The sequence below is a fragment of the Cryobacterium sp. TMT2-18-2 genome, from assembly GCF_004402245.1.
GTDB lineage: Bacteria > Actinomycetota > Actinomycetes > Actinomycetales > Microbacteriaceae > Cryobacterium > Cryobacterium sandaracinum.
This window is the reverse complement of sequence record NZ_SOFU01000017.1, coordinates 55,321-79,865: the sequence shown is the minus strand read 5'-3', so window position 1 is coordinate 79,865 and position 24,545 is coordinate 55,321. Positions and strand designations below refer to the sequence as shown.

Annotated in this window: 21 protein-coding genes; 11 read left to right on the top strand and 10 right to left on the bottom strand. The window is 68.0% G+C overall.

The window, feature by feature from the left end:
• Window position 1 precedes the first annotated feature (1 nt).
• The 3 genes from E3O22_RS05610 (at window position 2) to secA (ending at window position 4,397) form a co-directional block, all read left to right on the top strand.
• Complete coding sequence (locus E3O22_RS05610) at window positions 2–682, top strand: ComF family protein (protein ID WP_134396006.1); 681 nt, start codon at window positions 2–4, stop codon at window positions 680–682.
• A 99-nt stretch (window positions 683–781) separates the two neighbouring features.
• Window positions 782–1,486: a ribosome hibernation-promoting factor, HPF/YfiA family gene (hpf, locus tag E3O22_RS05605; RefSeq protein WP_134396005.1), complete on the top strand. Its 705-nt coding sequence runs from the start codon at window positions 782–784 to the stop codon at window positions 1,484–1,486.
• A gap of 100 nt (window positions 1,487–1,586) precedes the next feature.
• Window positions 1,587–4,397 carry a preprotein translocase subunit SecA gene (gene secA, locus E3O22_RS05600; protein WP_134396004.1) on the top strand — a complete coding sequence of 937 codons (2,811 nt, stop codon included), beginning with the start codon at window positions 1,587–1,589 and terminating at the stop codon, window positions 4,395–4,397.
• Between the two features lie 460 nt (window positions 4,398–4,857).
• Here secA and E3O22_RS05595 read toward each other — a convergent pair whose 3' ends face one another.
• Entirely contained in the window at window positions 4,858–5,298 is a 441-nt protein-coding gene (locus E3O22_RS05595; RefSeq protein ID WP_241976531.1) for an Rv3235 family protein, read from the bottom strand.
• A gap of 259 nt (window positions 5,299–5,557) precedes the next feature.
• Here E3O22_RS05595 and E3O22_RS05590 point away from each other — a divergent pair, with 259 nt between their 5' ends.
• Window positions 5,558–6,202 (top strand): hypothetical protein, encoded by a 645-nt coding sequence (locus E3O22_RS05590; RefSeq protein ID WP_134396003.1) that lies wholly within the window; start codon window positions 5,558–5,560, stop codon window positions 6,200–6,202.
• 272 nt (window positions 6,203–6,474) lie between these two features.
• On the opposite strand, the gene E3O22_RS05585 is transcribed toward E3O22_RS05590, so the two are convergent.
• A complete protein-coding gene (locus E3O22_RS05585; RefSeq protein ID WP_134396002.1) occupies window positions 6,475–6,807 on the bottom strand; it encodes a helix-turn-helix domain-containing protein in 333 nt (110 codons plus the stop codon).
• Between the two features lie 211 nt (window positions 6,808–7,018).
• Between E3O22_RS05585 and E3O22_RS05580 the strand changes: the two genes are divergently transcribed.
• Together E3O22_RS05580 and E3O22_RS05575 are read left to right on the top strand one after the other, a co-directional pair.
• A complete protein-coding gene (locus tag E3O22_RS05580) occupies window positions 7,019–7,651 on the top strand; it encodes a hypothetical protein (RefSeq protein WP_134396001.1) in 633 nt (210 codons plus the stop codon).
• Window positions 7,652–7,653: 2 nt separating this feature from the next.
• Window positions 7,654–8,910 (top strand): regulator, encoded by a 1,257-nt coding sequence (locus E3O22_RS05575; protein WP_174722043.1) that lies wholly within the window; start codon window positions 7,654–7,656, stop codon window positions 8,908–8,910.
• A gap of 81 nt (window positions 8,911–8,991) precedes the next feature.
• Here E3O22_RS05575 and E3O22_RS05570 read toward each other — a convergent pair whose 3' ends face one another.
• Both E3O22_RS05570 and E3O22_RS05565 read right to left on the bottom strand, forming a co-directional pair.
• Window positions 8,992–10,698: a DUF5671 domain-containing protein gene (locus tag E3O22_RS05570; RefSeq protein ID WP_241976530.1), complete on the bottom strand. Its 1,707-nt coding sequence runs from the start codon at window positions 10,696–10,698 to the stop codon at window positions 8,992–8,994.
• The gene (locus E3O22_RS05565; protein ID WP_134396000.1) at window positions 10,698–11,162 is read right to left on the bottom strand and encodes a hypothetical protein; all 465 of its coding nucleotides are present in this window, start codon (window positions 11,160–11,162) and stop codon (window positions 10,698–10,700) included. The genes E3O22_RS05570 and E3O22_RS05565 overlap by 1 nt, the downstream gene beginning before the upstream one ends.
• 76 nt (window positions 11,163–11,238) lie before the next feature.
• On the opposite strand from E3O22_RS05565, the gene E3O22_RS05560 reads away from it, so the two are divergent.
• Window positions 11,239–12,732 carry a sensor histidine kinase gene (locus tag E3O22_RS05560; protein ID WP_134395999.1) on the top strand — a complete coding sequence of 498 codons (1,494 nt, stop codon included), beginning with the start codon at window positions 11,239–11,241 and terminating at the stop codon, window positions 12,730–12,732.
• 153 nt (window positions 12,733–12,885) lie between these two features.
• Here the strand turns inward: E3O22_RS05560 and E3O22_RS05555 are convergent, their stop codons facing one another.
• The gene (locus E3O22_RS05555; RefSeq protein ID WP_035837005.1) at window positions 12,886–13,134 is read right to left on the bottom strand and encodes a WhiB family transcriptional regulator; all 249 of its coding nucleotides are present in this window, start codon (window positions 13,132–13,134) and stop codon (window positions 12,886–12,888) included.
• 183 nt (window positions 13,135–13,317) lie between these two features.
• Between E3O22_RS05555 and E3O22_RS05550 the strand changes: the two genes are divergently transcribed.
• On the top strand, window positions 13,318–13,773 hold the full coding sequence (locus E3O22_RS05550) for a hypothetical protein (RefSeq protein WP_241976529.1): 456 nt from the start codon (window positions 13,318–13,320) through the stop codon (window positions 13,771–13,773).
• A gap of 166 nt (window positions 13,774–13,939) precedes the next feature.
• Here the strand turns inward: E3O22_RS05550 and bcp are convergent, their stop codons facing one another.
• The 3 genes from bcp to aroA all read right to left on the bottom strand — a co-directional run bounded on the left by bcp (window position 13,940) and on the right by aroA (window position 16,998).
• A complete protein-coding gene (gene bcp, locus E3O22_RS05545; RefSeq protein ID WP_174722042.1) occupies window positions 13,940–14,419 on the bottom strand; it encodes a thioredoxin-dependent thiol peroxidase in 480 nt (159 codons plus the stop codon).
• Between the two features lie 174 nt (window positions 14,420–14,593).
• Complete coding sequence (rsgA, locus tag E3O22_RS05540; protein ID WP_134395998.1) at window positions 14,594–15,643, bottom strand: ribosome small subunit-dependent GTPase A; 1,050 nt, start codon at window positions 15,641–15,643, stop codon at window positions 14,594–14,596.
• Window positions 15,640–16,998, bottom strand: a complete 1,359-nt coding sequence (gene aroA, locus E3O22_RS05535; RefSeq protein ID WP_134395997.1) for a 3-phosphoshikimate 1-carboxyvinyltransferase — start codon at window positions 16,996–16,998, stop codon at window positions 15,640–15,642. The genes rsgA and aroA overlap by 4 nt, the downstream gene beginning before the upstream one ends.
• 110 nt (window positions 16,999–17,108) lie before the next feature.
• Between aroA and E3O22_RS05530 the strand changes: the two genes are divergently transcribed.
• Window positions 17,109–17,714, top strand: a complete 606-nt coding sequence (locus tag E3O22_RS05530) for a sigma-70 family RNA polymerase sigma factor (protein ID WP_241973274.1) — start codon at window positions 17,109–17,111, stop codon at window positions 17,712–17,714.
• A complete protein-coding gene (locus E3O22_RS05525; protein ID WP_134395996.1) occupies window positions 17,711–17,953 on the top strand; it encodes a zf-HC2 domain-containing protein in 243 nt (80 codons plus the stop codon). Before E3O22_RS05530 ends, E3O22_RS05525 begins: the two co-directional genes overlap by 4 nt.
• On the opposite strand, the gene E3O22_RS05520 is transcribed toward E3O22_RS05525, so the two are convergent.
• The gene (locus tag E3O22_RS05520) at window positions 17,950–18,786 is read right to left on the bottom strand and encodes a VOC family protein (protein ID WP_134395995.1); all 837 of its coding nucleotides are present in this window, start codon (window positions 18,784–18,786) and stop codon (window positions 17,950–17,952) included. The two genes, E3O22_RS05525 and E3O22_RS05520, sit on opposite strands and share 4 nt — an antisense overlap.
• Before the next feature lie 243 nt (window positions 18,787–19,029).
• A complete protein-coding gene (locus E3O22_RS05515) occupies window positions 19,030–22,857 on the bottom strand; it encodes a multifunctional oxoglutarate decarboxylase/oxoglutarate dehydrogenase thiamine pyrophosphate-binding subunit/dihydrolipoyllysine-residue succinyltransferase subunit (RefSeq protein ID WP_134395994.1) in 3,828 nt (1,275 codons plus the stop codon).
• A 132-nt stretch (window positions 22,858–22,989) separates the two neighbouring features.
• Here E3O22_RS05515 and E3O22_RS05510 point away from each other — a divergent pair, with 132 nt between their 5' ends.
• Window positions 22,990–24,429, top strand: a complete 1,440-nt coding sequence (locus E3O22_RS05510) for a GuaB1 family IMP dehydrogenase-related protein (protein ID WP_134395993.1) — start codon at window positions 22,990–22,992, stop codon at window positions 24,427–24,429.
• The last annotated feature ends 116 nt before the right edge of the window (window positions 24,430–24,545 follow it).

Sequence of the window (24,545 nt, the reverse complement as noted above, 5' to 3'; positions counted from 1 at the left end):
GATGCGCCCTCCAGCCGGCCTCTCCCGGGCTGCCCTCGACGCGTGGGCAGTTCTGATGCCCACCGAGTGCAGCGGCTGCGGCATGCCCGACCGGGCCCTGTGCGGGGTCTGCCGGGCAGCCCTGGCACCGCGGGCGCACAGCTCCGAACGATCGGGTGTCCTGGTGTGGTCCGCGTTGGACTACTCCGGCGTGGCCAGGCGGGTCCTGGGAGCGTTCAAGGACGGTGGCCGAACGGATGCCGCCGGCGCGCTGGCCGGTCCGCTCCGGGCCGCCGTGGCTGCGGCGCTGGCCCCCGTACCGGAGGGTGCCGGGGTGCACCTCGTGACCGTTCCCTCGTCACAGCAGGCGTGGCGCATCCGTGGCTATCACCCGGTGGAGCTGCTGCTCGGTCACTCGGGGCTCCGGCCGACTCGGTTGCTCCGAACCGTGGGCGAGACGCAGGACCAGGTCGGACTGGGCAGCGCAGAGCGAGGGCGGAATCGCACGGGTTCGCTGGTCGCGAACCGGTCGTTGTCCGGCCTCCGTGTCCTGGTCGTCGACGACATCCTGACCACTGGGGCAACCGTGCTCGAGGTGCGACGTGCCCTGCTCGCTGCGGGCGGCGAGGTCGTCGGCGTGGCCACTCTGGCGGAAACACGCCGTCGTTTCCCCGTTGCCGAAAGTTCATCGGAAACAGATTGACAAAAGGCTGTGACTTATCCCGCGCGCACGGCTACGGTGGTCGTGAAGGCGCGTAATAATCGCCCAGATATGGGCGGTTCGCCAGATCTGGAGGTCGTCATGGAAACTAACATCGTTGGACGAAACCTAGGGATCACTGATCGTTTCCGGGAGTATGCCACCGAGAAGGCCGAGAAGGTCGCCGGTCTTGCCGAGAAAGCGCTGGCTCTCGAGATCAAGCTGAGTCGCCACCGGGAGAAGAACGGTGCCACGGGCAACGACCGGGTCGAACTGACCCTGATCGGCAAGGGGCCGATCGTGCGAGCCGAAGCCGACGGCTCCGACAAGTATGCGGCGTTCGACGTCGCCCTGGGGCGGTTGCTCGAACGGGTGCGCCGCGCCAAGGACCGCCAGAAGCTGCACCGTGGCGGGGCCCACCGTCCCATCTCGTTGCACGACGCGGCATCCGTCGATTTCAGCGTGGTCGACATCAAGCCGGCCGACGCCGAGGTGCTCGAGCGGGTGCGCACCGGAGCAATCCCCGTCGTGAACGCGGAGACTCCGGCGGCCGAAGAACCGGACGACGTCTACAACCCCGTCGTCATCCGCCGCAAGGTTTTCGCGGCCGCACCGATGACCGTCGACGACGCCCTCTACTTCATGGAACTCGTCGGCCACGACTTCTACCTGTTCCAGGATGCCGTGACCAAGCGTCCGAGCGTCGTCTACCGTCGCAAGGGCTGGGACTACGGCGTGATCGAACTGGACGAGAACGCCGATGAGGCCGGGGAGGTCGTGCCGCCCGCCCGGGAGCGCAGCAACTGACCGTCTAGCCTTGTTATAGTTGCCGCATGCCGGACGCTGTGAGCGTGCGGCAACGACGACAGGCGTGTGCACACGCCGTGACGACTAGTGGAGTGCATTCGTGGCCTCAATTCTGGAAAAAGTACTTCGTGTTGGTGAAGGGCGTCTGCTGCGCCGTCTCGAGCAGTATGCGAAGGCCACCAACGCGTTGGAAGATGACTTCAGCCACCTCACCGATGAGGAGTTGAAGAACGAGACCGTGGTGCTGCGTGAGCGCTATTCGGGTGGTGAGTCGCTGGACGACTTGCTGCCCGAGGCGTTCGCCGCCGTGCGTGAAGCCTCGACCCGCACCCTGGGACTGCGCCACTTCGATGTGCAGCTGATGGGCGGGGCGGCCCTGCACCTCGGCAACATTTCCGAGATGAAGACCGGTGAGGGCAAGACCCTCGTGGCCACGACGGCGGCCTACCTGAACGCCATCACCAGCCGCGGCGTGCATATCATCACGGTCAACGACTATCTCGCCAGCTACCAGAGCGAGCTGATGGGTCGCGTGTTCCGTGCCCTCGGCATGACCACCGGCTGCATCCTGTCCGGCCAGACGCCGGCCCAGCGCCACGAGCAGTACCTGGCCGACATCACCTACGGCACGAACAACGAGTTCGGGTTCGACTACCTGCGCGACAACATGGCCTGGCAGGCCGCCGACATGGTGCAGCGCGGGCACTACTTCGCCATCGTCGATGAGGTCGACTCGATCCTGATCGACGAGGCGCGCACGCCGCTGATCATCTCCGGTCCTGCCTCTGGCGAGGCCAACCGCTGGTTCACCGAGTTCGCGAGCCTGTCGACCAGGCTCATCCCCGACGTCGACTTCGAGGTCGACGAGAAGAAGCGCACCGTGGGCGTGCTGGAACCCGGCATCGAAAAGGTCGAGGATTACCTCGGCATCGACAACCTCTACGAGTCTGCGAACACCCCGCTGATCTCATTCCTGAACAATGCGATCAAGGCCAACGCCCTGTTCAAGAAAGACAAGGACTACGTCGTGATGAACGGCGAGGTGCTGATCGTCGATGAGCACACCGGGCGCATCCTGATGGGCCGTCGCTACAACGAGGGTATCCACCAGGCGATCGAGGCCAAGGAGGGCGTCGCGGTCAAGGCGGAGAACCAGACCCTGGCGACGGTCACCCTGCAGAACTACTTCCGGCTCTACTCGAAGCTGTCCGGCATGACCGGTACCGCGGAGACCGAGGCGGCCGAGTTCATGAGCACGTACAAGCTCGGCGTGGTGTCCATCCCCACGAACAAGCCGATGAAGCGCATCGACCAGTCCGACCTGATCTACAAGAACGAAGAGGCTAAGTTCGGCCAGGTCGTCGAGGACATCGTCGCCCGGCACGAGAAGGGGCAGCCGGTCCTGGTCGGCACGACGAGCGTCGAGAAGAGCGAATACCTGTCGCGCCTGCTCGCCAAGAAGGGCGTGCGGCACGAGGTGCTCAACGCCAAGAACCACGCCCGGGAGGCCGCGATCGTCGCGCAGGCCGGACGTCTGGGCTCGGTGACCGTCGCCACCAACATGGCCGGTCGAGGCACAGACGTCATGCTCGGCGGCAACGCCGAGTTCCTCGCCGTCGCCCAGATGAACGCGAAAGGCCTGAGCCCGGTCGAAACCCCCGAAGACTACGAGACCGCCTGGGACGACGTGTTCGACGCCGTCAAGGCCGAGGTCGCCGTGGAAGCCGCGAAGGTCGTCGACGCAGGCGGCCTCTACGTGCTGGGCACCGAACGGCACGAGTCGCGCCGCATCGACAACCAGCTGCGCGGTCGCAGCGGACGCCAGGGTGACCCGGGCGAGAGTCGCTTCTACCTGTCGCTGACCGACGACCTGATGCGCCTCTTCAACGCCGGCGCCGCCGAGAGCCTGATGGGCCGCCAGGGGATTCCCGACGACATGGCGATCGAATCCAAGGTCGTCAGCCGAGCCATCCGGAGCGCGCAGGCGCAGGTCGAGGGCCGCAACGCCGAGATCCGCAAGAACGTGCTCAAGTATGACGACGTTCTGAACCGTCAGCGCGAGGCGATCTACGGCGACCGTCGGCACATCCTGGAGGGCGACGACCTCCACGAGCGCACGCAGCGCTTCCTGGAAGACGTCGTCGACGAGGTGCTCGAGGTGCACACAGGCGAAGGCAACGGCGACGACTGGGACTTCGATGCCCTGTGGACCGAGCTCAAGACGTTGTACCCGGTGGGGCTGACCATTGACGAGGTCGTCGCCGAGGCCGGCAACCGCGGCAAGATCAACCGAGACTTCATGCGCCGTGAGATTCTCTCGGATGCCAAGGTCGCTTACCTGCACCGAGAAGAGTCGTTGGGTTCACCGGCGATGCGTGAACTCGAGCGCCGCGTCGTCTTGTCGGTCATCGACCGCCGCTGGCGCGAGCACCTGTACGAGATGGACTATCTGAAGGACGGCATCGGCCTGCGCGCCATGGCCCAGCGCGACCCCCTGGTGGAGTACCAGCGCGAGGGCTTCGTCATGTTCCAGCAGATGATGGGCCAGATCCGCGAGGAGACCGTCGGTTTCCTGTTCAACCTCGAGGTCGAGGTCAGCCAGGCCCCCGGCGCCGTCGCCGGTCCCGTCGTCGCCGCCAAGGGGCTCGCCCCTGCCGCGTCCGCGGAGGAGAAGCTCAGCTACACCGCCCCGAGCGATTCGGGCGGAGTCGAGGTACGCAACCAGCGTGGACAGATCCAGCAGGCCGCTACCGACCGTGCCCGCCGGGCGAGCGCCGCTGCTCCCGACGATGAGGCGGAGACGGACATGGCGGCCGGACCGCCCCAGCGCGGCACGTTCGGCCAGCGCGGCGACGACTCGAAGCCCGCTCCGGTCAATCGCTCCGAACGGCGCGCTCAGGGCAAGAAGTAGCCCGGTCAGGTCCGTAAGCCCTCATCGAACGGTGGAGGGCCCCCCGGAGGCCAGAGCCGCCCGCACCGCGTGGACGCCGTTCATCACGGCGGGGCTCCGCGTGCGAGAAACGAATTCGTCGGAGATTCTCCGATAAGACTGCCTTTTCGGGGTTTCTCGGGTCGATTCCGGCAAAATCTCGGCTCCCCTGCTCTATCCGTCGAATTCGTTCGGGCTGCGCGGCGAAGAGCGACGGGGGTCCGAACTGCTGGAGCGCTGCGGCGCATCCGGCGGGCCTTGTGGCAAGCGTGGGAGAATCGACTCGCCGGGCCGGACCTCCGCGCTGGTCCCGCGCTGGTCCGCAGCGGTCACACACGTTCGAGTCGCGTCGCGGTTCACTGCGCGCCTACCTCGGCAGCGGGAGCACTCCCTCGGAGCGCGCCCCCGGGGCGAGGGCTCATTTCTCCCGCAGAGCCGGCTGTCACAACACGTTGATGGCGCTGGCCCGCCAGCGTTGGTCCATTCCTTCCAGGCGCAGGGCCACGGCGCGAACGCGAACCTTACTGTGCACCATCACGACGGCCTCGATCACGCCGTCTCGCGGCTCGGAAATCGTGACCCGCCCGATCGTGAACGCGGGCCGCTGGGCCCTCTGCCCCTTGACGGCGCGCGCCCGTGCCGAAAGCACCACCCGTTTCAGCAGGTGCCGGTAAACGTCGTCGCTGACCCACCGGGCGAGCTGGTCAAGCTCTCGGGCGCCGGCAAGCACCTCGATCACGCAGCGGGTGAGGTTGACCAGCAGTGGCTCCGGGTCTGGCAGCTGGTCCCTGCTGCTCGGTTGGTGGCCGAAGAAGTCGTCCTGGACGAACTTGTTGTCCCTTGACCGGGGATGGCGTGCCGGGGTGTTGGCTGGATCGCTCATGACTCCTCCGAGGTGCGTGAGTCCGCTGCCGGCGGCACACCTGCCGTGGCAATCGGGTGGTTCAAGGGGTTCGGGTGGATCCGGCGTGCGATGGAGCAGACAATCGGTGGAGCAGGTGTTGGCGAGGGTCAGGCACCCCCACGCGGGGGGTACGGGCCGTGCTCGACACTCAATCAGCCGGGAACGGTGGTGTCGAGTGCTTTTAAGTCCTGTGGATAACCCGGGCAGGATGTCGGTCGCGCGGGCTAACTTCGGGACTGTGCGCTGGGACAACCTGTTCGACGACCTCGAGGGGCAGCTCGAACACGAGTTGCACGCCGAGGAGATCGACCTGCGCGCCGAAGAAGAACGGCTGCGCCTGGGTCGGCTGTCCCTGCGTAACCGATTGACCAGCCTCGCGCGCACTCCCGAAGTCGCCGCAGATCCCCGGAGAGGATCAGAGCCCTGGACCGGGTCGGTCCCCGGTGCAGGTGTGCTGCGGATCGTGCTCGCGACGGGGGAGACGATCGCCGTGCGGCCGACCACATTCGGGCGGGACTGGCTGGCGGGTGACCTGCTGGACTCCGTCTCCGCCGGTTCCCAGTGCGTGCTCCCGCTGGCCGCCGTGGCCGGGGTCGTCCTGCGCCGGGGGGAGATCGCCGGATCGCTCGGCACCGAGCCCGAATCCGCAGCCCGGATCGTGGACCGCATCGGCCTGGCGTTCGTGTTGCGAGACCTCTGCCGACGGCGCTCCAACGTGGAGGTGCACACCCGTGCCGGTGTGCTCCCCGGCACTATCGACCGGGTGGGCCGGGACCACATCGACCTGGCCCTGCACGCGCCGGGCACCCTGCGCCGCGAAGCGGAGGTGCACCAGTACCGCATCGTGCCGGTGGCCGAGATCCAGCTCGTTCGGCTGCCCTAACCCTCTGCCCTGAACCTCTGCGCCAACCGTCCGCGCTGAGCCGCCGAGTCTTTCGCGTTCGCGGCCCGCAGCAACTCGTCCGAACGAATTCGACGGAGATTTGAGTCTAAACACTCCGTTTGGGCTCGAGGACGGTTGTTTGACCAAGAATCTCCGTGGAATCGGATCAACGCCGGGGACAGCGGTCCGCCTGGATGAACAGTCCCGGACGGTCAGCCCTGACCCTCCGGGAGCGACACAACCACACGACGATATTTATCAATCTCGCCGGGTCAGTCGTCGGGACGGATGATCGTGCCGCCGGACAGCTCGGGGATGTTCCCGAAGTCGGACTGCTGCCACAGCGACATGCGCCGCGCCTCCTCGTACTTGGCCTCGATGAAAGACTCGAGCACGACCCGTTCGACCCGCCACACGCCCGCGCTGCCGAACCCGATCGTGCCCGCGCCGCCCGCCGGGGTGCTCTGGGTGCCGAGCCGGATGGCCGGCAGCTCACCGGTGCGCACCAGCTCCAGTACCTCGGCCACCGTCAGCAAAAGGATCTCAGCGGTGTCGGCCAGGGTGAGGAACCGACCCACACTGGGGGCAGCCTCGGAATCGTTCATGGATCGATTATCCGTCGGCGGGCGGGCCCTAATCGGGGCGGAGTGAGGCTGTGGATAACTTTCCCGCGTGGGGGCGAAGACGACCACGATGGAGGTCGAGGCGGATTCCCGGGTCAAACGGAGTTTCGAGTCGAAACTATTGAGTCGGCTCCATCGATCCAGCTCCATCGAGTCAGCACCAATTGAGTCAGTATTGGGGAGGCAGGCGCCCGTGAACACGACCGCCAGGAACGCACGACCGAGATTCTGGTTCGACCCGCGATTCGCGATCGGGCTGGTGCTCGTGGTCGCCGCCGTCGGAGGCGTCTATCTGATCGTCTCCGCCGCCGACCGGACCACGGCGGTGTTCACCGCGCGCTCGGCGCTCGCCGTGGGGGACCGAGTGGAGGCATCCGACCTCGTGGCCACGCAGGTGCGGCTTGGTGTAACGGGAGACCTGTACGTGACCCCCGACGGGCTGCCGGATGACGGGCTGGTCGTCACCCGCACGATCGCCGCCGGGGAACTCGTGCCGGCGTCCGCGGTCGGGAGCACCGCCGGCACCGAGGTCACGAGCGTGGTCGTTGAGCTGACCAGCGCCCTGGCCTCGAACATCGGTCCCGGCTCCGTGGTCGACGTCTGGTCCGCCCGCAAAACGGACCCGAACACGTTCGGGCCGCCGACGGTGCTCGTCGACCAGGCCGCGGTCGTGCGTCTGGTCGAGCCCACGGGGCTCGTGGCGGGCGGCGGCATCCGAACACTTGAGATCCTGGTGCCGAAGGGAGCCGTCGCGGCGGTGCTGGAGTCCATCGCGAACCGTGATGCCATCGCGGTCGTGCCCGTCAACGCACCGCTGGAGAAGTAAACGTGGCCACCATCGCACTGGCACTCGACCGGAACACCGAAGACCGTCTGCTGATCGACATCATCGAGCAGGGCCATGTGATTGTGGCTCGTTCGACGACTGCTGGCGAAGTGATCCTCGCCCTGCGGCAGCGCGCGCCCGAGGTGGTGATCGTCGGAGCCGGCCGCAGCACGCTCACGGCCGAGCTGATCACCGCCTGCGACGCCCATGGCGCCCGGGTGATCGCGCTCGCCGCCAACGACCAGGACCGACGCAATGCGGCCGTGCTCGGCCTCTTCGACGTGGTCGACGCCGCCGCCGACTGGGCCGAGACTGAGGCGCTGATCGGCGCCGGGGTCGCCATTCCGCTGCGTGTCGGTGATCCGGCGGGCTTGCCCGGCACAAAACGGCAGGGCACGGTCATCGCCGTCTGGGGGCCGGCCGGCGCCCCGGGGCGCACCACCCTGGCGATCAACATCGCGGCGGAAATCGCCGCTGCCGGGCATACCGTCGCCCTGGCGGACATCGACACCTACAGCGGTTCGGTGGCGCCGTGCCTGGGGATGCTCGACGAGGCGCCGGGCTTCGCCGCCGCGTGCCGCCTGGCCGGCTCGGACAGCTTCACCCGGTCCGAGTTCGAGCGCATCGCGCAGCGCTACAACTCACCGCAGGGAGCCTTCTGGGTGCTCACCGGCATCGGGCGGCCATCCCGCTGGCCCGAGCTCTCCACCGAGCGGGTGACGCGCACCATCAACGCGCTCCGCATCTGGGTCGACTACGTCGTGCTCGACACCGGTTTCAGTCTTGAGAGCGACGAGGAGATCTCCAGTGACCTGTTCGCCCCGCGCCGCAACGCGGCCACCCTGACGGGCCTCGGACTGGCTGACCACGTCGTCGCCTGCGGCCTCGCCGACCCGGTCGGGATGGCCCGGTTCCTGCGCGCCTGGGTGGACCTGGCCGAGGTGGTCACGACCGAACAGGTCAGCGTGGTCATGAACCGGGTGCGCCGGGGTGCGGTCGGGCTGGATGCGAACGGGCAGGTCGTGTCGGCGCTCCGCCGGTTCGGCGGTATCGAGTCGCCGATCCTGGTGCCGCAGGACCAGGTGTCCACGGATGCGGCCATCGTCGCCGGGCGCACGCTGCGGGATGCCGCGCCGAAGTCCCCGGCGCGCACCAGCATCCGTCGCTTCGTGCGCACTGAGCTGCTGCCGGTGCCCGCGCCCGCCACGGGGCGACGGCGCCGGGAATCGAGATGGCGCCGGCCGGCGGTGGCCACCTGAGCCCACCGTCGGCGTCGAACCCCGCGTCGAACCCCGCGTCGACTTGTGCGCCGACCCCGGTGCGGGAGGCCGCACCGCCGCTCATTCCTGAAGCGGGATCACCTCAACCCGGTCGCCGGGGCCGGTGACGACCAACACCCGCTTTCCGGTTACGCCGGTAAGGGCCTGGGCGAGATGCTCCGCCGTTGCCGAGCTACCGGCGCCGTCGGCGCGCTTCAGCACCGAGACGGCCGCGCCTCCGGTCGCCGCGCCGATTGCGAGGCTGAGGGGTTCCGGGTCGACGTCCGTGACCAGGAGCACGCGGCCGATGGTGCGCGCCGGCTGCGGGGCCTCTGCACTCACCGCGCGGTCGCGTCGCCAGACAGAGAAGTGGTACCCGGCCGCGAGGCCGGTGGCTACCAGCAGCCCCAGCGGGGCTCGCACCCGGTCGATCAGGCTGTCTCCGGTGAAATCACCGAGGGCGAACTCGAAGAGCCGGTAGCCGATCACCAGAAGCGTCACGATGGCGACGACCGCGCTCACGCCGAACACCAGGATCAGGTACACCCGTCGTACCGCGGAGCGGACCTCCGCGGGGGAGAGCGGCGTCGTCGGCTGCCAGGCCAGCCACCATACCGGGCCGCCGACGATGAGGGCGCTGATGCCGCCCAGCAGGAGGGTTCGGGTTCCTGAACCGGCGAGCGGGGTGGTCGTGGCGGCGAGGATCGCGTTCACGACCACGCCCAGCCCGGAGGCCGCGGCAACGAGACCCACGCCGGAGGTCATAAGCTTCGTCGCAACCCTCGTTGTGTCCGACCGGGCCAGGGTCAGGCCCCGGTGGTAGCTCCAGACGAGCGCGCCGATGAAGGCGACCGAGATGCCGAAACCCAGTAGGTCGAGGATGTCGGTGACCGGTTCGGTGCGGTCGAAGGCCAGTCTGAGCAGCAGGAACAGTACGGTTCCGGCCCCGCTCAGCGTCAGGATGGCCGCCCCGGCCACGCCGACGGCCACGACCGCCAGATCGGCGAGGCCGCCGCGCAGGTCGCGGGCCTGGCTGCGGATCCAGTGCCACCACCAGATGACCAGCCCGCCGGCGAACCAGATGAGCGCCTGGAGGGTCAACTCCCACCAGGGTTCGCCCGGGGTAAGGCTCGGTGCGGCGTTGACGACGGCGTCGACGGCGGCGTCGAGCAGAGGGCGGAGGGCCGTGACGGCGCCGCCCACCGAGATCACGAGACCGAAGACGGAACCGAGGATCGGGGCCACGGTGACCAGCTGGGTGGGGCTCTTCTCCTGGTGCCGGGACATCCACAGGTGCCAGACCCACACGCCGGCCCAGACCACTCCGGTGGCGAAGAGACGCGGTTGCCAATCCCCGCGTACGAGCACGGCCGCCGTGGTCAGCAGGGCGGTGCTGAACGTGACAAGGGAGACCGTATACAGGCCGGCCAGGTAGAGCCCCCAGGCGAAGGATGATCGTTCCGCGCCGTCCATTCGGCGCCACAGCACCCACCAGAGTACGGCCGCGAACGGGCCGGCGATGAGGGTGAACGCGAGTGAGCGGGCGAGCCCGGTGACGTCGCTGGAGGCAAGTGCGTTGCCGGCGTCGAGGAGGCGCCCGAGCAGCCCGCTCACTCCGATAGCGGCAATCACGACCAGGGCGAAGAGCAGAATGTATACGATCACCCGGCGTACCGTTGGCTGGGCCGCACTCTCCCCGGACGGCGTCGATTTGCGCACCGCGATGACGATGCCGGCGATACCGCCGCCGATCACGAGGACGGCAACCAGCAGCACCACGCTGACCATCAGGAACCGGCCTTCGGGTTCGGGCAGATGCTGAGTTCGTAGGGGGCGTCATCGATCAACCACGTGCCGTCGACGGCCACCAGGTCGAAGACGCCCTGGGTCTCGTACTCGTCCGCTCCGAAGGGGCCGCTGCCGTAGGAGGTGACGATGGACACCTTCACGTCAGCGGACTCGGCCCGCTCGGTGGTCGACACGAGGGTGACCCGCATGTTGTCGGTGGGGCCCCGGTCGAAGTCCTCGCAGCCATCGAACGCGTCCTCGGTGAGGTACGCGCCTGCGGCCTGCTCGTCGCCGTCGATGACGGCCGCGGAATAGTCCTGGACGAGGCCTTCCGGGGTGTCGGCGTCAAGCTGTTCGGGTTCGCCGCCGGAGAAGACGATGATGAGGGCGATGACCACCAGCGCTCCGATCACGGACAGTAGGACAACCAGGGTCCGATCGGGCTTTCCACTTGCTGTGCTCATCTGTTCAGCATGGCCCAAACTAAGCGACGGCACCACGACGACGGTGGCACGTGTCCGGGGGACCTAGGCTATTGCTGTGTCGACGCTCAGTAATCTTGTACTTGCCCAGGGCCGCAGCAGTGCGGAGGATGTGGACTGGCTCCATATGCTCGTCGCGGATGGCCAGCTCCTGGCCGACCTCGCCTTCGCGGACATCGTCGTGTGGGTGCCCAGCAGTACCGGGAGCTTCGTGGCCGTGGCCCACGCCAGGCCGTCGAGCGCCGCCACCCTCTTCTATCGTGACTTCGTCGGGCAGAGCATCAAGGTCGAGTGGCGCCAGCAGGTCACCGAGGCTTTCGAAACGGCGAAGATCGTCGACACCACGGCTCCCGACTGGTACGAGGAGACCCCTACCCGGGTGCGCGCGATCCCGGTGCGGCGGCGGCTCAGTTCCACGGGTTCCCAGATCTCGGACAAGCCGGTGGCGGTGCTCACCCGGCACACCAACCTGAGTGAGGCGCGCACGCCGAGCCGACAGGAGCTGACCTTCAACGACTGTGCCAATGACCTCTTCGCCATGATCGCGTCCGGCGATTTTCCCGATCTGGGCGCCCCCACCGGCCCGAGGCGCGGCGCCCCGCGCGCCTCGGACGGACTCATCCGTCTCGACGTCGACGGCGTGACCACGTTCGCGAGCCCGAATGCCCTCTCCGCCTTCAACCGGATGGGGTTCGCCGACGAGCTGGAAGGCGAGTCCCTCGCCGAGGTGACCACGAGCCTGCTCACTGGAACGGCGGTTGTCGACGAGACCCTGCCGCTCGTGGTCACCGGCCGGGCGCCATGGCGCACCGACGTGGAGGCCCGCGGCGTGACGGTCTCGCTGCGCGCCATCCCGATCCGCAACCGGGGCGAACGGATCGGAGCCATCGTCCTCTGCCGGGACGTCACCGAGCTGCGGCACCAGGAGCGTGAGCTGATCACGAAGGATGCCACCATCCGGGAGATTCACCATCGGGTCAAGAACAACCTGCAGACGGTGGCCTCGCTCCTGCGGATCCAGGCGCGCCGCACGCATTCCGACACGGCCAGGGAAGCGCTCAACCAGGCGATGCGCCGCGTGGCCGCCATCGCCGTCGTGCACGACACACTGTCCGAGGGCCTCAGCCAGAAGGTCGACTTCGACGTGGTGTTCGACCGGGTGTTGCTGCTGATCATGGAGGTGGCGTCCGCGCACAACACGACGGCGCATCCGAAGTCGTCCGGCAGTTTCGGCATCCTGCCCAGCGCCTACGCGACACCGCTCGCCCTCGCGCTGACAGAGCTCGTGACGAACGCCGTCGAACACGGGCTGGCCGGACGCGAGGGGGAGGTGTCGATCGAGGCCGAGCGTAACGAGGAGACCCTTACCGTGCGGGTGCGGGACAACGGCACGGGCCTGCCGGAGGGCAAGGTAGGGTCGGGACTCGGAACCCAGATCGTGCGCACCCTGATCCAGGGAGAGCTCAGCGGCAGTATTGACTGGCACACCATGATGGGCAGCGGCACCGAAGTGACCATCGAGATCCCGCTGCGGTACATGCGCGAAGCGTAGCGCCGGGGGCGGGGTGGCGCCTCGGAATGTCGCCTCAGCGTGGCGCTCGGGTGCCGAGCACGTCGCGCGCAACAAAGAAAGGCCCGGCTGTTCAGCCGGGCCTTTCTCAGTGATCTTGTGGAGCGGGGGAGCAGTGGTGCGGGGGGCGCCGTGTTAGGACGCGCGCCGGGCCCGGGCCGCGCGTCGCTTGAGCGCGCGACGCTCGTCTTCGCTCAGTCCACCCCAGACGCCGGAGTCTTGACCGGTTTCGAGGGCGTACTGCAGGCACACCTCGGTGACGTTGCAGCGGGCGCAGACCGACTTGGCCTTCTCGATCTGGTCCACAGCGGGGCCAGTGTTCCCGACCGGAAAGAAAAGTTCCGGGTCGGCGGTGAGGCAGGCAGCTTTGTCGCGCCAGTCCATAGGGGTGCTCCTTTATTGCGGGGATGCCTGGCCGATTGGCCGAAGATGAGAGGCTGCCGATTGCAGGGAGGGTACTGGATCTAATCGTTCAGATCGACTCACGTCCCTGTGAGCGTCAACCGGGCCTCAAAAATGATCGCATAATGGTGGAGTCAAATCAATAGTTTTGAATGGGATATCTCTGTGAATGCACGGTCAGACCACAGCGGCGACGACGAGAACCAGGCCGGCCGGGTGCGTCGGCCGCGGGCCCTGCTTCTCCTCGCCGCGATCCTCTGCGCGGAGGCCGCCCTCCTCTGGGTCGCGGTCGCGTGGCTCATTCTCGAGTTGCTGATCGCGGCGCCGACCTCCCTGGCCACGGCCCTCGCCATGCTGGTGCTGGTGCTGATCGCCGCGTTCTGGGTGACCGCCATCGCGGTCAACTCCCTGCGGCGCCGGTCCTGGATCCGGGGCGCGGCCGTCACCTGGCAGCTGGTGCAGATCGCCGTCGCCATCGGCTCCTTTCAAGGGCTCTATGCCCGGCCCGACCTCGGCTGGGCGCTTCTTCTGCCGTCGGTCGTGGTCCTCGTGCTGCTGTTCCAGCGGCGCGTAATCGCAGAAACGACGTCGGCGCGCTCCGAGGACGGCTTGCCGCAGTAGCGGCGCAGCAGGGCCGCTCCGGCGGCGGCAGCGGCGGGGTAATCCTCGACGCGCGGTCGAGTGCTCCAGGGGCCGGTATGGGCCACCTGCGGCCGGTGAGGGCAGCGCCGGGACTGTGCCGGGACTGTGCCGGGACTGTGCCGGCCGCGTGGCGGCATCCGTGTGGTCAGGCCGGCAAGCCGAGCCTCTTGCGTAGGCTCGCGACATGGCCGGTGGCCTTCACGTTGTAGAGGGCCAGCTCGACCATGCCGGTCTCGTCGATCACGACGGTGGAACGCAGCACGCCCGTGACGGTCTTGCCGTAGAGGTTCTTCTCGCCCCAGGCGCCGTAGCCCGTGTGCACCGCGAGGTCGGTGTCGCTGAGGAGCGCGAACGTGAGCTGCTCGGTCTCCTGGAACTCCTTTAGCTTGACCGGGGCATCCTTTGACACGCCGAGCACTTGGTAGCCGGCCGACGCCAGTGAGCTGAGGTTGTCGCGGAAGTCGCAGGCCTGCTTCGTGCAGCCGGGCGTCATCGCCGCCGGGTAGAAGTACACGACGACCTTCGAGCCGGCGAAATCGGCCAGCGAGACGGCGTTCCCGTCCTGGTCGGACAGGGTGAACGGAGGGGCTTGGTCGCCGGCCGCGAGCCGCGTGGAATCGATCATCCCCCCACGCTACTGGTCCCGCCTGTACCCATTTTCCGCCCATCCCTGACGAATTCGACGGAGATTGGGGGTCAAACACCCGTTTTTTGGCCCTGAGCGCTTTCTAGAGCAAAATCTCCGTCGAATTCGTTCAGTGCAGGGGCTGCCGGCTCGGGGGTGGCGGGTGACAGGGGGCTAGTGGGTGGGGGCGGAGGCGAAGGTGGCGAGCAGGCGCTGCAGCGAGTCCAGGCGCACCTTGCCGGTCTCGCCGAGCTTGCCGGCGCTAACGGCCTCATTGATCGCGCAGTCGGGCGAGTTCGGCAGGTGGGTGCATCCGCGCGGGCACTTTTGGGAGATCAGGGCCAGGTCGGTGAAGGCCTTGAGGATGTTGTCGGTGTTGATGTGGCCGAGACCGAAGGAGCGCACGCCGGGGGTGTCGATGACCCAGCCCCGGCCGGCATCCGTTTGCAGTCGCAGCGAGATGGTCGACGAAGACGTGTGCCGGCCGCGGCCGGTCACCGTGTTGACGACTCCGACGGCACGGTGGGCGCTCGGCACGAGGGCGTTGACGAGGGTGGACTTGCCGACGCCGGAGTGACCGACGAAGACCGTGTCGTGGCCAACCAGGGCGGCGGAGATCTCCGCCAGCGGCATGGCGTCGTCGCGGCTCTCGAAGACGGGCAGGTCGAGGCCGGCGAAGTTGCGGAGGAAGGCGGTGGGGTCGGCCAGGTCGGTCTTGGTGATGCAGAGAATGGGATTCACGCCCGCGTCGTAGGCGGCGACGAGGTAGCGATCGACGAGACGGATGCGCGGCTCCGGGTTGGCGGCGGCCACCACGATCAGCATCTGGTCGGCGTTGGCGACGATCACTCGCTCCACGGCGTCGGTGTCGTCTGCGCTGCGCCGCAGCAGCGTCGTGCGCGGCACGATCCGCACGATCCGGGACAGGCTGCCCGGTGCTCCGGTCGTGTCGCCGACGATGTCGACGCGGTCGCCGGTGACGACGGCCTGCTTGCGCAGTTCACTCGCCCGGGCGGCGGTCACCCGGCGCTCGGCAGGCAGGTTCTCGTCGAGCATGACGGTGTACCGGCCTCGGTCGACCGAGAGGATGCGTCCGGTCAGCGCGTTCTCGTGGTCGGGGCGGGTCTTGGTGCGCGGTTTGCTGCCCTTTCGGTTGGGGCGCACACGCACGCTCGACTCGTCGAACTCGGGCTCATCGTCGTCGGCACTCGCCCACCACGTCACGACGGGGCTCCGGAAACGAGCGTCGACCAAAGGTCGGTGAACTGGGGGAGGGTTTTCGCGGTCGTGCCGATGTTCTCGATCAGCAGGCCGGGAACGCGAAGCCCGATCAGCGCGCCCGCGGTTGCCATGCGGTGGTCGTCGTAGGTGTTCCACGGCCCGCCGTGCAGCGGGCGCGGGTCGATCCGCAACCCGTCGGGCAGCTCGGTGACGGCGCCGCCAAGCCCGTTGATCTCCGCGGCGAGGGCCGCCAGCCGGTCGGTCTCGTGGTGGCGGATGTGCCCGATCCCGGTGATCGTGCTTGGGGACTCGGCCAGGGCAGCCAGGGCCACGAGCGTGGGCGCGAGCTCTCCGCCGGTCGACAGGTCGAGCTCCACGCCCCGGATGCAGCCGGTCCCGGAGACCGTGAGCCGGTCGCCCTCCCGGGTGACCGCGGCGCCGAAGCGCGGTAGCAGTTCGGCCAGGTCGGCGCCGACCTGGGTGGTGGTCTCGGGCCAGCCGATGATGGTCACGCTGCCGCCGGCGACGAGGGCCGCGGCGAGGAACGGCGCCGCGTTGGAGAGATCGGGTTCGATGTCGACCTCGACACCCTGGATCGGGCAGGGCGCGACGATCCACTCGCCGACGGCGGGACTCTGAACGGTGACGCCGCGCCGGGCCAGCGTGGCGATGGTCATCTCGATGTGCGGCATGCTCGGCAGGCGCTCGCCGGAATGACGAAGGTGCAGGCCTAGCTCGAAGCGGGGCGCGGCGAGCAACAGGCCGGAGACGAACTGGCTTGATGTGGACGCGTCGATGGTGATCTCTCCGCCGGCCAGCGTGCCGGTGCCGTGCACGGTGAAGGGCAGGGCGCCGCGACCGTCGTCGTTGATGTCGGCGCCGAGGGCCCGCAGGGACGAGATGGTGGTGCCCATCGGGCGACGGCGTGCACCGGCGTCCCCGTCGAAGGTGGTCGGCCCGAGTCCGAGCGTCGCGACCGGCGGCAGGAAACGCATCACGGTGCCGGCAAGACCGCAGTCGACGGTCGTCGACCCGAGTAGCTCCCCGGGGGTGATCCTCAGGTCGGCGCCGAACTCCCCGGCTCCGGGGACCTCCTCGATGACGGTGCCCAGTTGACGCAGCGCCGCGACCATCAAGTCGCTGTCCCGCGAGTGCAGCGGGGCACGCAACAGCGACGGATGCGCGGCGAGGGCGCTGAGCACCAGCTCCCGGTTGGTCAGCGACTTCGACCCCGGCAGGGACACGGACGCGCAGAGCGGGCCGGCGGCCGTCGGAGCGGGCCAGCGGGCATCCGTCACCTCGGGCGACGTGTCGCCGTAGGGATCGAACTCAGGCTTGGAATATCTCGAGATCAACATCGGTTATCAGAATAGTCGGTGATGAAAGAGAGAGGGAGGCCCGGGTGACGCTGTCCATGGTGCTGGAGCGACCTGCGGTCGTTTCACGCGACGGCTTAGGATTGTCCGTGATGACAACCGACGCGATCGAAATGCGAGACCTGTTCGAAGAGCAGGCACTGCCCTTTATCGACCAGCTGTACGCCGCGGCCATGCGCATGACGCGCAACCCCTCCGACGCCCAGGATCTGGTTCAGGAAACGTTCGTGAAAGCGTTCGCTGCGTTCAAACAGTTCGAGCAGGGCACCAATCTCAAGGCCTGGCTGTACCGCATCCTGACCAACACCTTCATCAACACGTACCGCAAGAAGCAGCGTGAGCCGTTCCAGGGTACCATCGACGATCTCGAGGACTGGCAGCTCGGCGGCGCGGAGTCCCGCACGGCGACGACGAATCGTTCGGCGGAGGCCGAGGCCATCGACCACCTGCCGGACAGCGCCGTCAAGGACGCGTTGCAGTCCATCCCGGAGGACTTCCGGCTGGCTGTCTACTTCGCCGACGTGGAGGGGTTCTCTTACCAGGAGATCGCCGAAATCATGAAAACACCCATTGGCACCGTGATGAGTCGCCTGCATCGTGGCCGGCGCCTCCTGCGCGACCTGTTGGCCGGTTACGCCATTGAGCGCGGCCTGGGAACAGCGGCGGGCCAGACTCGAACCGGGAGCACACCAGCATGACCGATTGTGGCTGCGAGAAGGCCAAGGCCGAACTCGAGGAATACCTGCACAACGAACTGTGCGGCGAAGACGCGTCTGACATTCAGGAGCACCTCGCCCACTGCATCGACTGCAGCGACGAGCACCTGGTCGGGCGCACCCTGACCGAGGCCGTGCAGCGCGCATGCCGTGAAATGGCCCCCGAAGACCTGCGCGACCAGGTGTTGCTGAAGCTGCGCACCATCCAGTCCGCCCACTAGCCGATCGGTAGGTCGGCGTCCTCCTCACCGGCGTCGTCGATGTTCTTCTCCTCGGCGAGCGGCTCGTCGACCGAGCCGAGCACGAACAGGGCCCCGGTCGGGTCGGTGACCAGCGCGAAGGTGCCGAACTCCGCCGTCCACGGCTCACGGACGACCGTGCCGCCGAGCTCTGTCACGGTCGCCGCGGCCGCGTGCACGTCAGGCACCCCGAGATAGAGCTGCCAGTGCGAGGGAACGCTGTCGGGCAGGTGGTCCGCGGCGTCGAAGACGCCCGTCACCATCTCGCCCTCCGCCCCGATCGTGCTGTAGCGGAAGTCCTCCGTGTCGCTCAGGACGACCGGTTTCCAGCCGAACACCTTGGTGTAGAAATCGAGGGCGGCGGAATAGGAGCGGGTGTTCAGCTCGTGCCAGACCGGTGAGCCCGCCTCGCCGAAGACGTCGAAGCCGGTGAACTCGTCGGCCTGCCACACCCCGAAGGGCGCACCCGTCGGGTCCATCAGGATGGCCATGCGGCCCATGGTTCCCACCGTGATCGGCTCGGCCAGCACGTCTGCGCCGGCCGCGCGGGCGGCGGCGACGGCGGCGTCGGCATCCGTCACCGACAGGTAGGTGGTCCACGTGTCGGGCAGTTGGGAACCCGGCTCCTGTGAGCCCATGCCGGCGACGTCCGCGTCGCCCTTACGGAAGGTGACGTAGTTGCCGTCCTCCGAACCGGAATCGCTGGCCGTCCAGCCGAACAGCCGGGTGTAGAACTCCCGGGCGCGCGGCAGGTCGGAGGTCATCAGGTCGGCCCAGCAGGGCTGGCCGGTTCGGTTCGCGTGCGGTGCGGGCATGGCGGATCTCCTTGTCGGTGGCCGATGCGTCGGCGGGCGGTGCGGCCAGCCTAGATGAGTGAGTCCTGATAGCCGAGGGGTGATAGTGGTTCGCGGTTCCGAGACGGTTGTGCCCGATGCCCACGCCGGGCGATCAGGGGACCGTGACGCTGGATGAAGTGTGGACCGCCGTGTCTCTCGAGTCCGAAGCCGTGCAGTAGCGCTGTCTCGAACTCATTCGACGGTTCTGCTGGTCGGCGCAGGTTACAGGGTGAGCGCCTGGCGGAGCAGTTCGGCCTGCTCGACCGCGTGACGCTTCGCCGAGCCCGCCGCCGGCGACGCCGACGCCGCCCGGGAGAACAGGGTCACCGCGCGCGGGCCCAGCTTGTTCGTCTCGAGGTAGAAGAACGGCCACGCACCCTGGTTCTCCGGCTCATCCTGCACCCAGGCGAGTTCGGCGTCGGGGTACTGGTCGGCGACCTGCTTGAGTTCGACGGCGGGCAGCGGGTAGAACTGCTCCATGCGAACCAGCGCGATCTCCGGGTTCGGGTTCTTGTCGAGTTCGGCGAGCAGGTCGTAATAGAGCTTGCCGGCCAGGAACAGCACCCGCTTGACCCGCGACTTGTCGGTGATCCGGGCGTCGTCGATGACCGGTTCGAACCGGCCGGTGGTGAAGTCGGCCACCTCGCTGGTCGCGCCGCGCAGGCGCAGCATCGACTTCGGAGTGAAGACGATCAGCGGGCGCCGCGGGCGCATGTAGGCCTGACGGCGCAGCAGGTGGAAGTACGACGCGGGCGTCGACGGGCGAGCGACGGTCATGTTGTCTTCCGCGCACAGCTGCAGGTAGCGCTCGATCCGGGCGGACGAGTGGTCCGGCCCCTGGCCCTCGTAGCCGTGCGGTAGCAGCAGCACAACGGATGACCGCTGGCCCCACTTCTGCTCGGCGGAGGAGACGAACTCGTCGATGACCGTCTGGGCGCCGTTCGCGAAGTCGCCGAACTGCGCCTCCCAGAGCACCAGGGCGTCGGCGCGTTCCACCGAGTAGCCGTACTCGAAGCCCATGGCCGCGTATTCGCTGAGCAGCGAGTCATAGATCCAGAACCGGGCCTGGTCTTCGCTGAGGTTCGCCAAGGGCAGCCATTCCTGGCCGTTGATGCGGTCGTGCAGAACCGCGTGACGTTGCACGAACGTGCCGCGGCGGGCATCCTGGCCGGCGAAGCGCACCGGGGTGCGCTCGAGCAGTAGGGAGCCGAGGGCGAGGAGTTCGCCGAAGCTCCAGTCGATTTTGCCGTTGCGACTCATGTCGTTGCGCTTCTGCATCAGCTGCTGCAGCTTATTGTGCACGGTGAAGCCGGTGGGCTTGTTCAGGAAGGCGTCACCGATCAGGTGCACGACCGCCTCGGGCACCCCGGTGGTGGCCGGTTCCCCGATCCCGTCGTCGTGCTTGTCGGTACCGTGCTTCTCGGCACCGATGCCCTGCGGCGCGGCACCGGCCGCGCTGACGACCGGGATCGACGAGGACTGCGCCGCGTGCGTCTCCATGAACGCGCGCTCAAGGCGGTCCTGGAAGTCGGCGTGGGAGGCCTCGTATTCCTCCTGCGTGATGTCCCCGCGACCAACGAGAGCCTCGGTGTAAAGCTTCCGAACGGAGCGCTTGGCCTCGATCAGGTTGTACATCAGCGGCTGGGTCATCGAGGGGTCGTCGCCCTCGTTATGGCCGCGGCGGCGGTAGCAGACGAGGTCGATGACGACGTCCCGCTTGAATTCCTGGCGGTAGGCGAAGGCGAGCTCCGCGACCCGCACCACGGCCTCGGGGTCGTCCCCGTTGACGTGGAAGATGGGCGCCTGGATGGTCTTGGCGACATCCGTCGAGTACACCGACGTGCGCCCGTCGCCAGGCAGCGTGGTGAAGCCGACCTGGTTGTTGACGACCAGATGGATGGTTCCCCCGGTGCGGAAGCCGCGTAGTTGGGACATCTGGAGCGTCTCCAGGACGATGCCCTGGCCGGCCATGGCGGCGTCGCCGTGCACGAGGACCGGCAGGGTGGAAAAGGTGCCGATCGGCTTACGGTCCTGTTTGGCGCGCACGATGCCCTCGAGGACGCCGTCGACGGCCTCGAGGTGGGACGGGTTCGCGGCTAGGTAGACCGGCATCTCCGTGCCGTTGGTGGCGCGGAAGGTGCCCTCGGTGCCCAGGTGGTACTTGACGTCGCCGGAACCCTGCACGGTGCGGGGATCCTGCGTGCCCTCGAACTCGCGGAAGATCTGGCCGTAGGTCTTGCCCGCAATGTTGGTCAGCACGTTCAGGCGTCCGCGGTGGGCCATCCCGATGCAGACCTCGTCGAGGCCGGCATCCGCGGCACCCTGCAGGATCGAATCGAGCAGGGCGATGGTGGATTCGCCGCCCTCGAGGCTGAACCGCTTCTGGCCGACGTACTTGGTCTGCAGGAAGGTCTCGAAGGCCTCGGCCTCGTTGAGCTTGCCGAGGATGCGCATCTGCTCGTCATGCGTGGGCTTGACGTAGCTCTTCTCCATCTTTTCCTGCATCCACTTGCGCTGGGCAGGGTCCTGGATGTGCATGTACTCGATGCCGGTCGTGCGGCAGTAGGAGTCGCGGAGTACGCCGAGGATGTCGCGCAGAAGCATCAGGCGTTTGCTGCCGAAGCCGCCGGTGACGAACTCACGGTCCAGATCCCAGAAGGTCAGCCCGTGGTTCGAGATGTCCAGGTCGGGATGCGAGCGCTGCGTGTACTCGAGCGGGTCGATGTCGGCCATCAGGTGGCCGCGAACGCGGAACGCGTTGATGAGCTCCTGCACGCGGGCGGTCTTGTCGACGGCGCTGGCCAGGTCGACGCTGATGTCGGGGGCCCAGTGGATCGGGTCGTACGGGATGCGCAGGGCCGAGAAGATGTCCTCGTAGAAGTTGTGCTGCCCGATCAGGAGCTCGTGCACGATCTTGAGGAACTCGCCCGAGCCGGCACCCTGGATGACCCGGTGGTCGTAGGTGCTGGTCAGCGTGATGGTCTTGGAGATGGCGAGGCCGGTCAGGGTCTTGACGCTGGAACCCTGGAACTCGGCCGGGTAGTCGAGTGCGCCGGCGCCGATGATGCAACCCTGGCCCTTCATCAGGCGCGGTACGGAGTGCACAGTGCCGATGCCGCCGGGGTTGGTGAGGGAGACCGTGGCGCCGGAGAAGTCATCCGCCGTCAGTTTGCCCTTGCGGGCCCGGGTGACGAGGTCTTCGTACGAGGAGAGGTACTCGCCGAAGGTCATGGTGTCCGCGCGCTTGATGGCCGGGACCATCAGGGAGCGGGTGCCGTCGGGCTTGGGCAGGTCGATCGCGATGCCGAGGCCGACGTGCGCGGGGGCGATGACCGAGGGCTTGCCGTCGATCTCGTTGTAGTAGACGTTCTGGCTGGGGAACATCTTCAGCGCCTGGATCAGCGCCCAACCGATCAGGTGCGTGAACGACACCTTGCCACCGCGCGAGCGCTTCATGTGGTTGTTCATCACGATGCGGTTGTCGATGAGAAGCTTCGCCGGGATGGTGCGCACGCTGGTGGCCGTGGGCACGGTCAGGCTGGCCGCCATGTTCGCCGCGAGGCTCTTGGACATGCCGCGGAGCGGGGTGACGACGTCGACCTCGGTGGCCTCGGTGGCGGTCGGCTGCGAGTTCGTGATCGGGATGTCGGCCGGAACGGGAACCCGCTTGGGCGCGCTGGACGTCGTGCGCGCGGTGCGCTGCCCGCCGGCGACGGGGATGGGCGCCGTGATCGGGGCCGGCTCCGCCGCTGAGGCGGCCGGGGTTGCGGGAGCGCTTGCCGCGGGTGTGGTCACGTCGGGAGCGATCACGGCGGGCGCGTCGCCTGCGGGCGCGTCGCCTGCGGGTGCGTTGCTCGCGGGAGCCTCTGAACCGTCGCTGCGGCCGTTCGCGGTCTGGTGGTAGCTCTCCAGGACGGGCCACCAGGACTCGTCCACCAGCTTCTTGTCGACGAGGTACCGTTCGTATAGTTCGTCGACGAGCCACTCGTTCGCTCCGAATTCACCCGACGTCGTCTCGTCGGATCCACTACCGGTCAACTGGCTTGACACAGCCGGTTCCCACTCTCTACGTTGATTTTGAATGTCCCGAGCGGTCGTGCACGCCCGGCGCGGTCTGCCCGTCCAGCCTAATCCCCTCGGGCCTGGCTGCGGGCATCCGCGCGGAGCGCTAGCGTTATTTCCATGCAGTTCTATGGAGCGGTACCCAGCCACGACCTCACGTATTCCGACGTCTTCCTTGTGCCGAGCCAATCGGATGTGAGCAGCCGCCTCGATGTCTCCCTCGCCCCGGGCGACGGCAGCGGCGCCACCATCCCCATCGTCTCGGCGAACATGAACTCGGTCACCGGGCCGCGCCTGGCGGCCGCGCTCGCTCGCCGCGGCGCGCTCGGCGTGCTGCCGCAGGACATGCACCTGCAGGATCTCGACGCCGCGATCCGCTGGGTCAAGGCCCAATCCACCCGCTTCGACACCCCCTTCAACTTCGCCCCGGCGGACACCGTGGCGCTCGCCCTGCGGCAGGTGCCGGCTGTGGCCGGCCAGGGATTGGTCATCAACGACCACAACGGCGAGTACCTGGGTGCCATCGACGCGTCCCGGCTGGCGACGGCGCTGCCTGACGCGCTCCTCGGAGATCTCCTGCACGGCACGATGACCTCCCTCGACGCCGACGATATCGAAGGCCCGCGCCGCGCGTTCGACGTGATGACCGCGGCCGAGCTCGACTTCGCCACCGTGCAGCACCACGGTCGGGTGATCGGCACCCTCAGCCGCAAGAGCGCGCTTCGCTCCACCCTGTATCAGCCCGCGCTGGACGCGCAGGGCCGACTGCGCGTGGCCGCGGCGGTCGGCATCAACGGCGACATCGCGGCCAAGGCCCGGGCGCTCGTCGCCGCGGGGGTGGACGTCCTCGTGATCGACACCGCGCACGGGCACCAGGGCGGCATGACGCGGGCGATCAGGATCGTCGCCGACCTGGGCCTCGGCATCCCCATCGTGGCCGGCAACGTCGTGACCGCGGATGCCGTGGGTGACCTCGTCGGCGCCGGCGCCACCATCGTGAAGGTCGGCGTCGGCCCCGGCGCCATGTGCACCACGCGCATGATGACGGCGGTCGGCCGCCCCCAGTTCTCGGCCGTGCTCGAGACCGCGGCCGCCGCCCGGGAACTCGGAGCGCACGTCTGGGCCGACGGCGGGGTGCGCTACCCGCGCGACGTGGCGCTCGCGCTCGCCGCCGGCGCGGCATCCATCATGATCGGATCCTGGTTCGCCGGCACGATCGAGGCACCCGGCCTGCTCGACCGGGACGCCGCCGGCGGTATTTACAAGGAGAGCTGGGGGATGGCCTCCACCAGGGCTGTGCGCCAGCGGTTCGACCGCCTCGACGCCTACGAGCTGGCCCGCAAGACTCTTTTTGCCGAGGGGATCTCCAGCTCGAAGATCTACCTGGACCCGCTGCGACCGTCCGTCGAGGACCTGCTGGACATGATCACCTCCGGCGTGCGTAGCTCGTTCACCTATGCGGGCGCGACCTCGGTCGCGGAGTTCCACACCCGTTCGCTGGTCGGGATCCAGTCGGCGGCCGGCTACGAGGAGGGCAAGGCCCTGCCCGTCTCCTGGTAGAGGTGGGGGGGCCCGACACCCGGGACCGACTCGTGGCCTCGGTGCCGGGCGGTAGACTGGGCGGAATAATGGACGACCCCCCTCCTGCGCATGCGCCCGGTTTCTCGCCCGGAAAT

Excerpts from the sequence above, each read along its gene's own strand:
- E3O22_RS05610 (WP_134396006.1), top strand. The coding sequence starts at position 2 with ATGCGCCCTCCAGCCGGCCTCTCCCGGGCTGCCCTCGACGCGTGGGCA.
- hpf (WP_134396005.1), top strand. The coding sequence starts at position 782 with ATGGAAACTAACATCGTTGGACGAAACCTAGGGATCACTGATCGTTTC.
- E3O22_RS05595 (WP_241976531.1), bottom strand. The coding sequence starts at position 5,298 with ATGAGCGATCCAGCCAACACCCCGGCACGCCATCCCCGGTCAAGGGAC.
- E3O22_RS05585 (WP_134396002.1), bottom strand. The coding sequence starts at position 6,807 with ATGAACGATTCCGAGGCTGCCCCCAGTGTGGGTCGGTTCCTCACCCTG.
- E3O22_RS05570 (WP_241976530.1), bottom strand. The coding sequence starts at position 10,698 with ATGGTCAGCGTGGTGCTGCTGGTTGCCGTCCTCGTGATCGGCGGCGGT.
- E3O22_RS05565 (WP_134396000.1), bottom strand. The coding sequence starts at position 11,162 with ATGAGCACAGCAAGTGGAAAGCCCGATCGGACCCTGGTTGTCCTACTG.
- E3O22_RS05555 (WP_035837005.1), bottom strand. The coding sequence starts at position 13,134 with ATGGACTGGCGCGACAAAGCTGCCTGCCTCACCGCCGACCCGGAACTT.
- bcp (WP_174722042.1), bottom strand. The coding sequence starts at position 14,419 with ATGATCGATTCCACGCGGCTCGCGGCCGGCGACCAAGCCCCTCCGTTC.
- aroA (WP_134395997.1), bottom strand. The coding sequence starts at position 16,998 with ATGTTGATCTCGAGATATTCCAAGCCTGAGTTCGATCCCTACGGCGAC.
- E3O22_RS05530 (WP_241973274.1), top strand. The coding sequence starts at position 17,109 with ATGACAACCGACGCGATCGAAATGCGAGACCTGTTCGAAGAGCAGGCA.
- E3O22_RS05525 (WP_134395996.1), top strand. The coding sequence starts at position 17,711 with ATGACCGATTGTGGCTGCGAGAAGGCCAAGGCCGAACTCGAGGAATAC.
- E3O22_RS05520 (WP_134395995.1), bottom strand. The coding sequence starts at position 18,786 with ATGCCCGCACCGCACGCGAACCGAACCGGCCAGCCCTGCTGGGCCGAC.
- E3O22_RS05510 (WP_134395993.1), top strand. The coding sequence starts at position 22,990 with ATGCAGTTCTATGGAGCGGTACCCAGCCACGACCTCACGTATTCCGAC.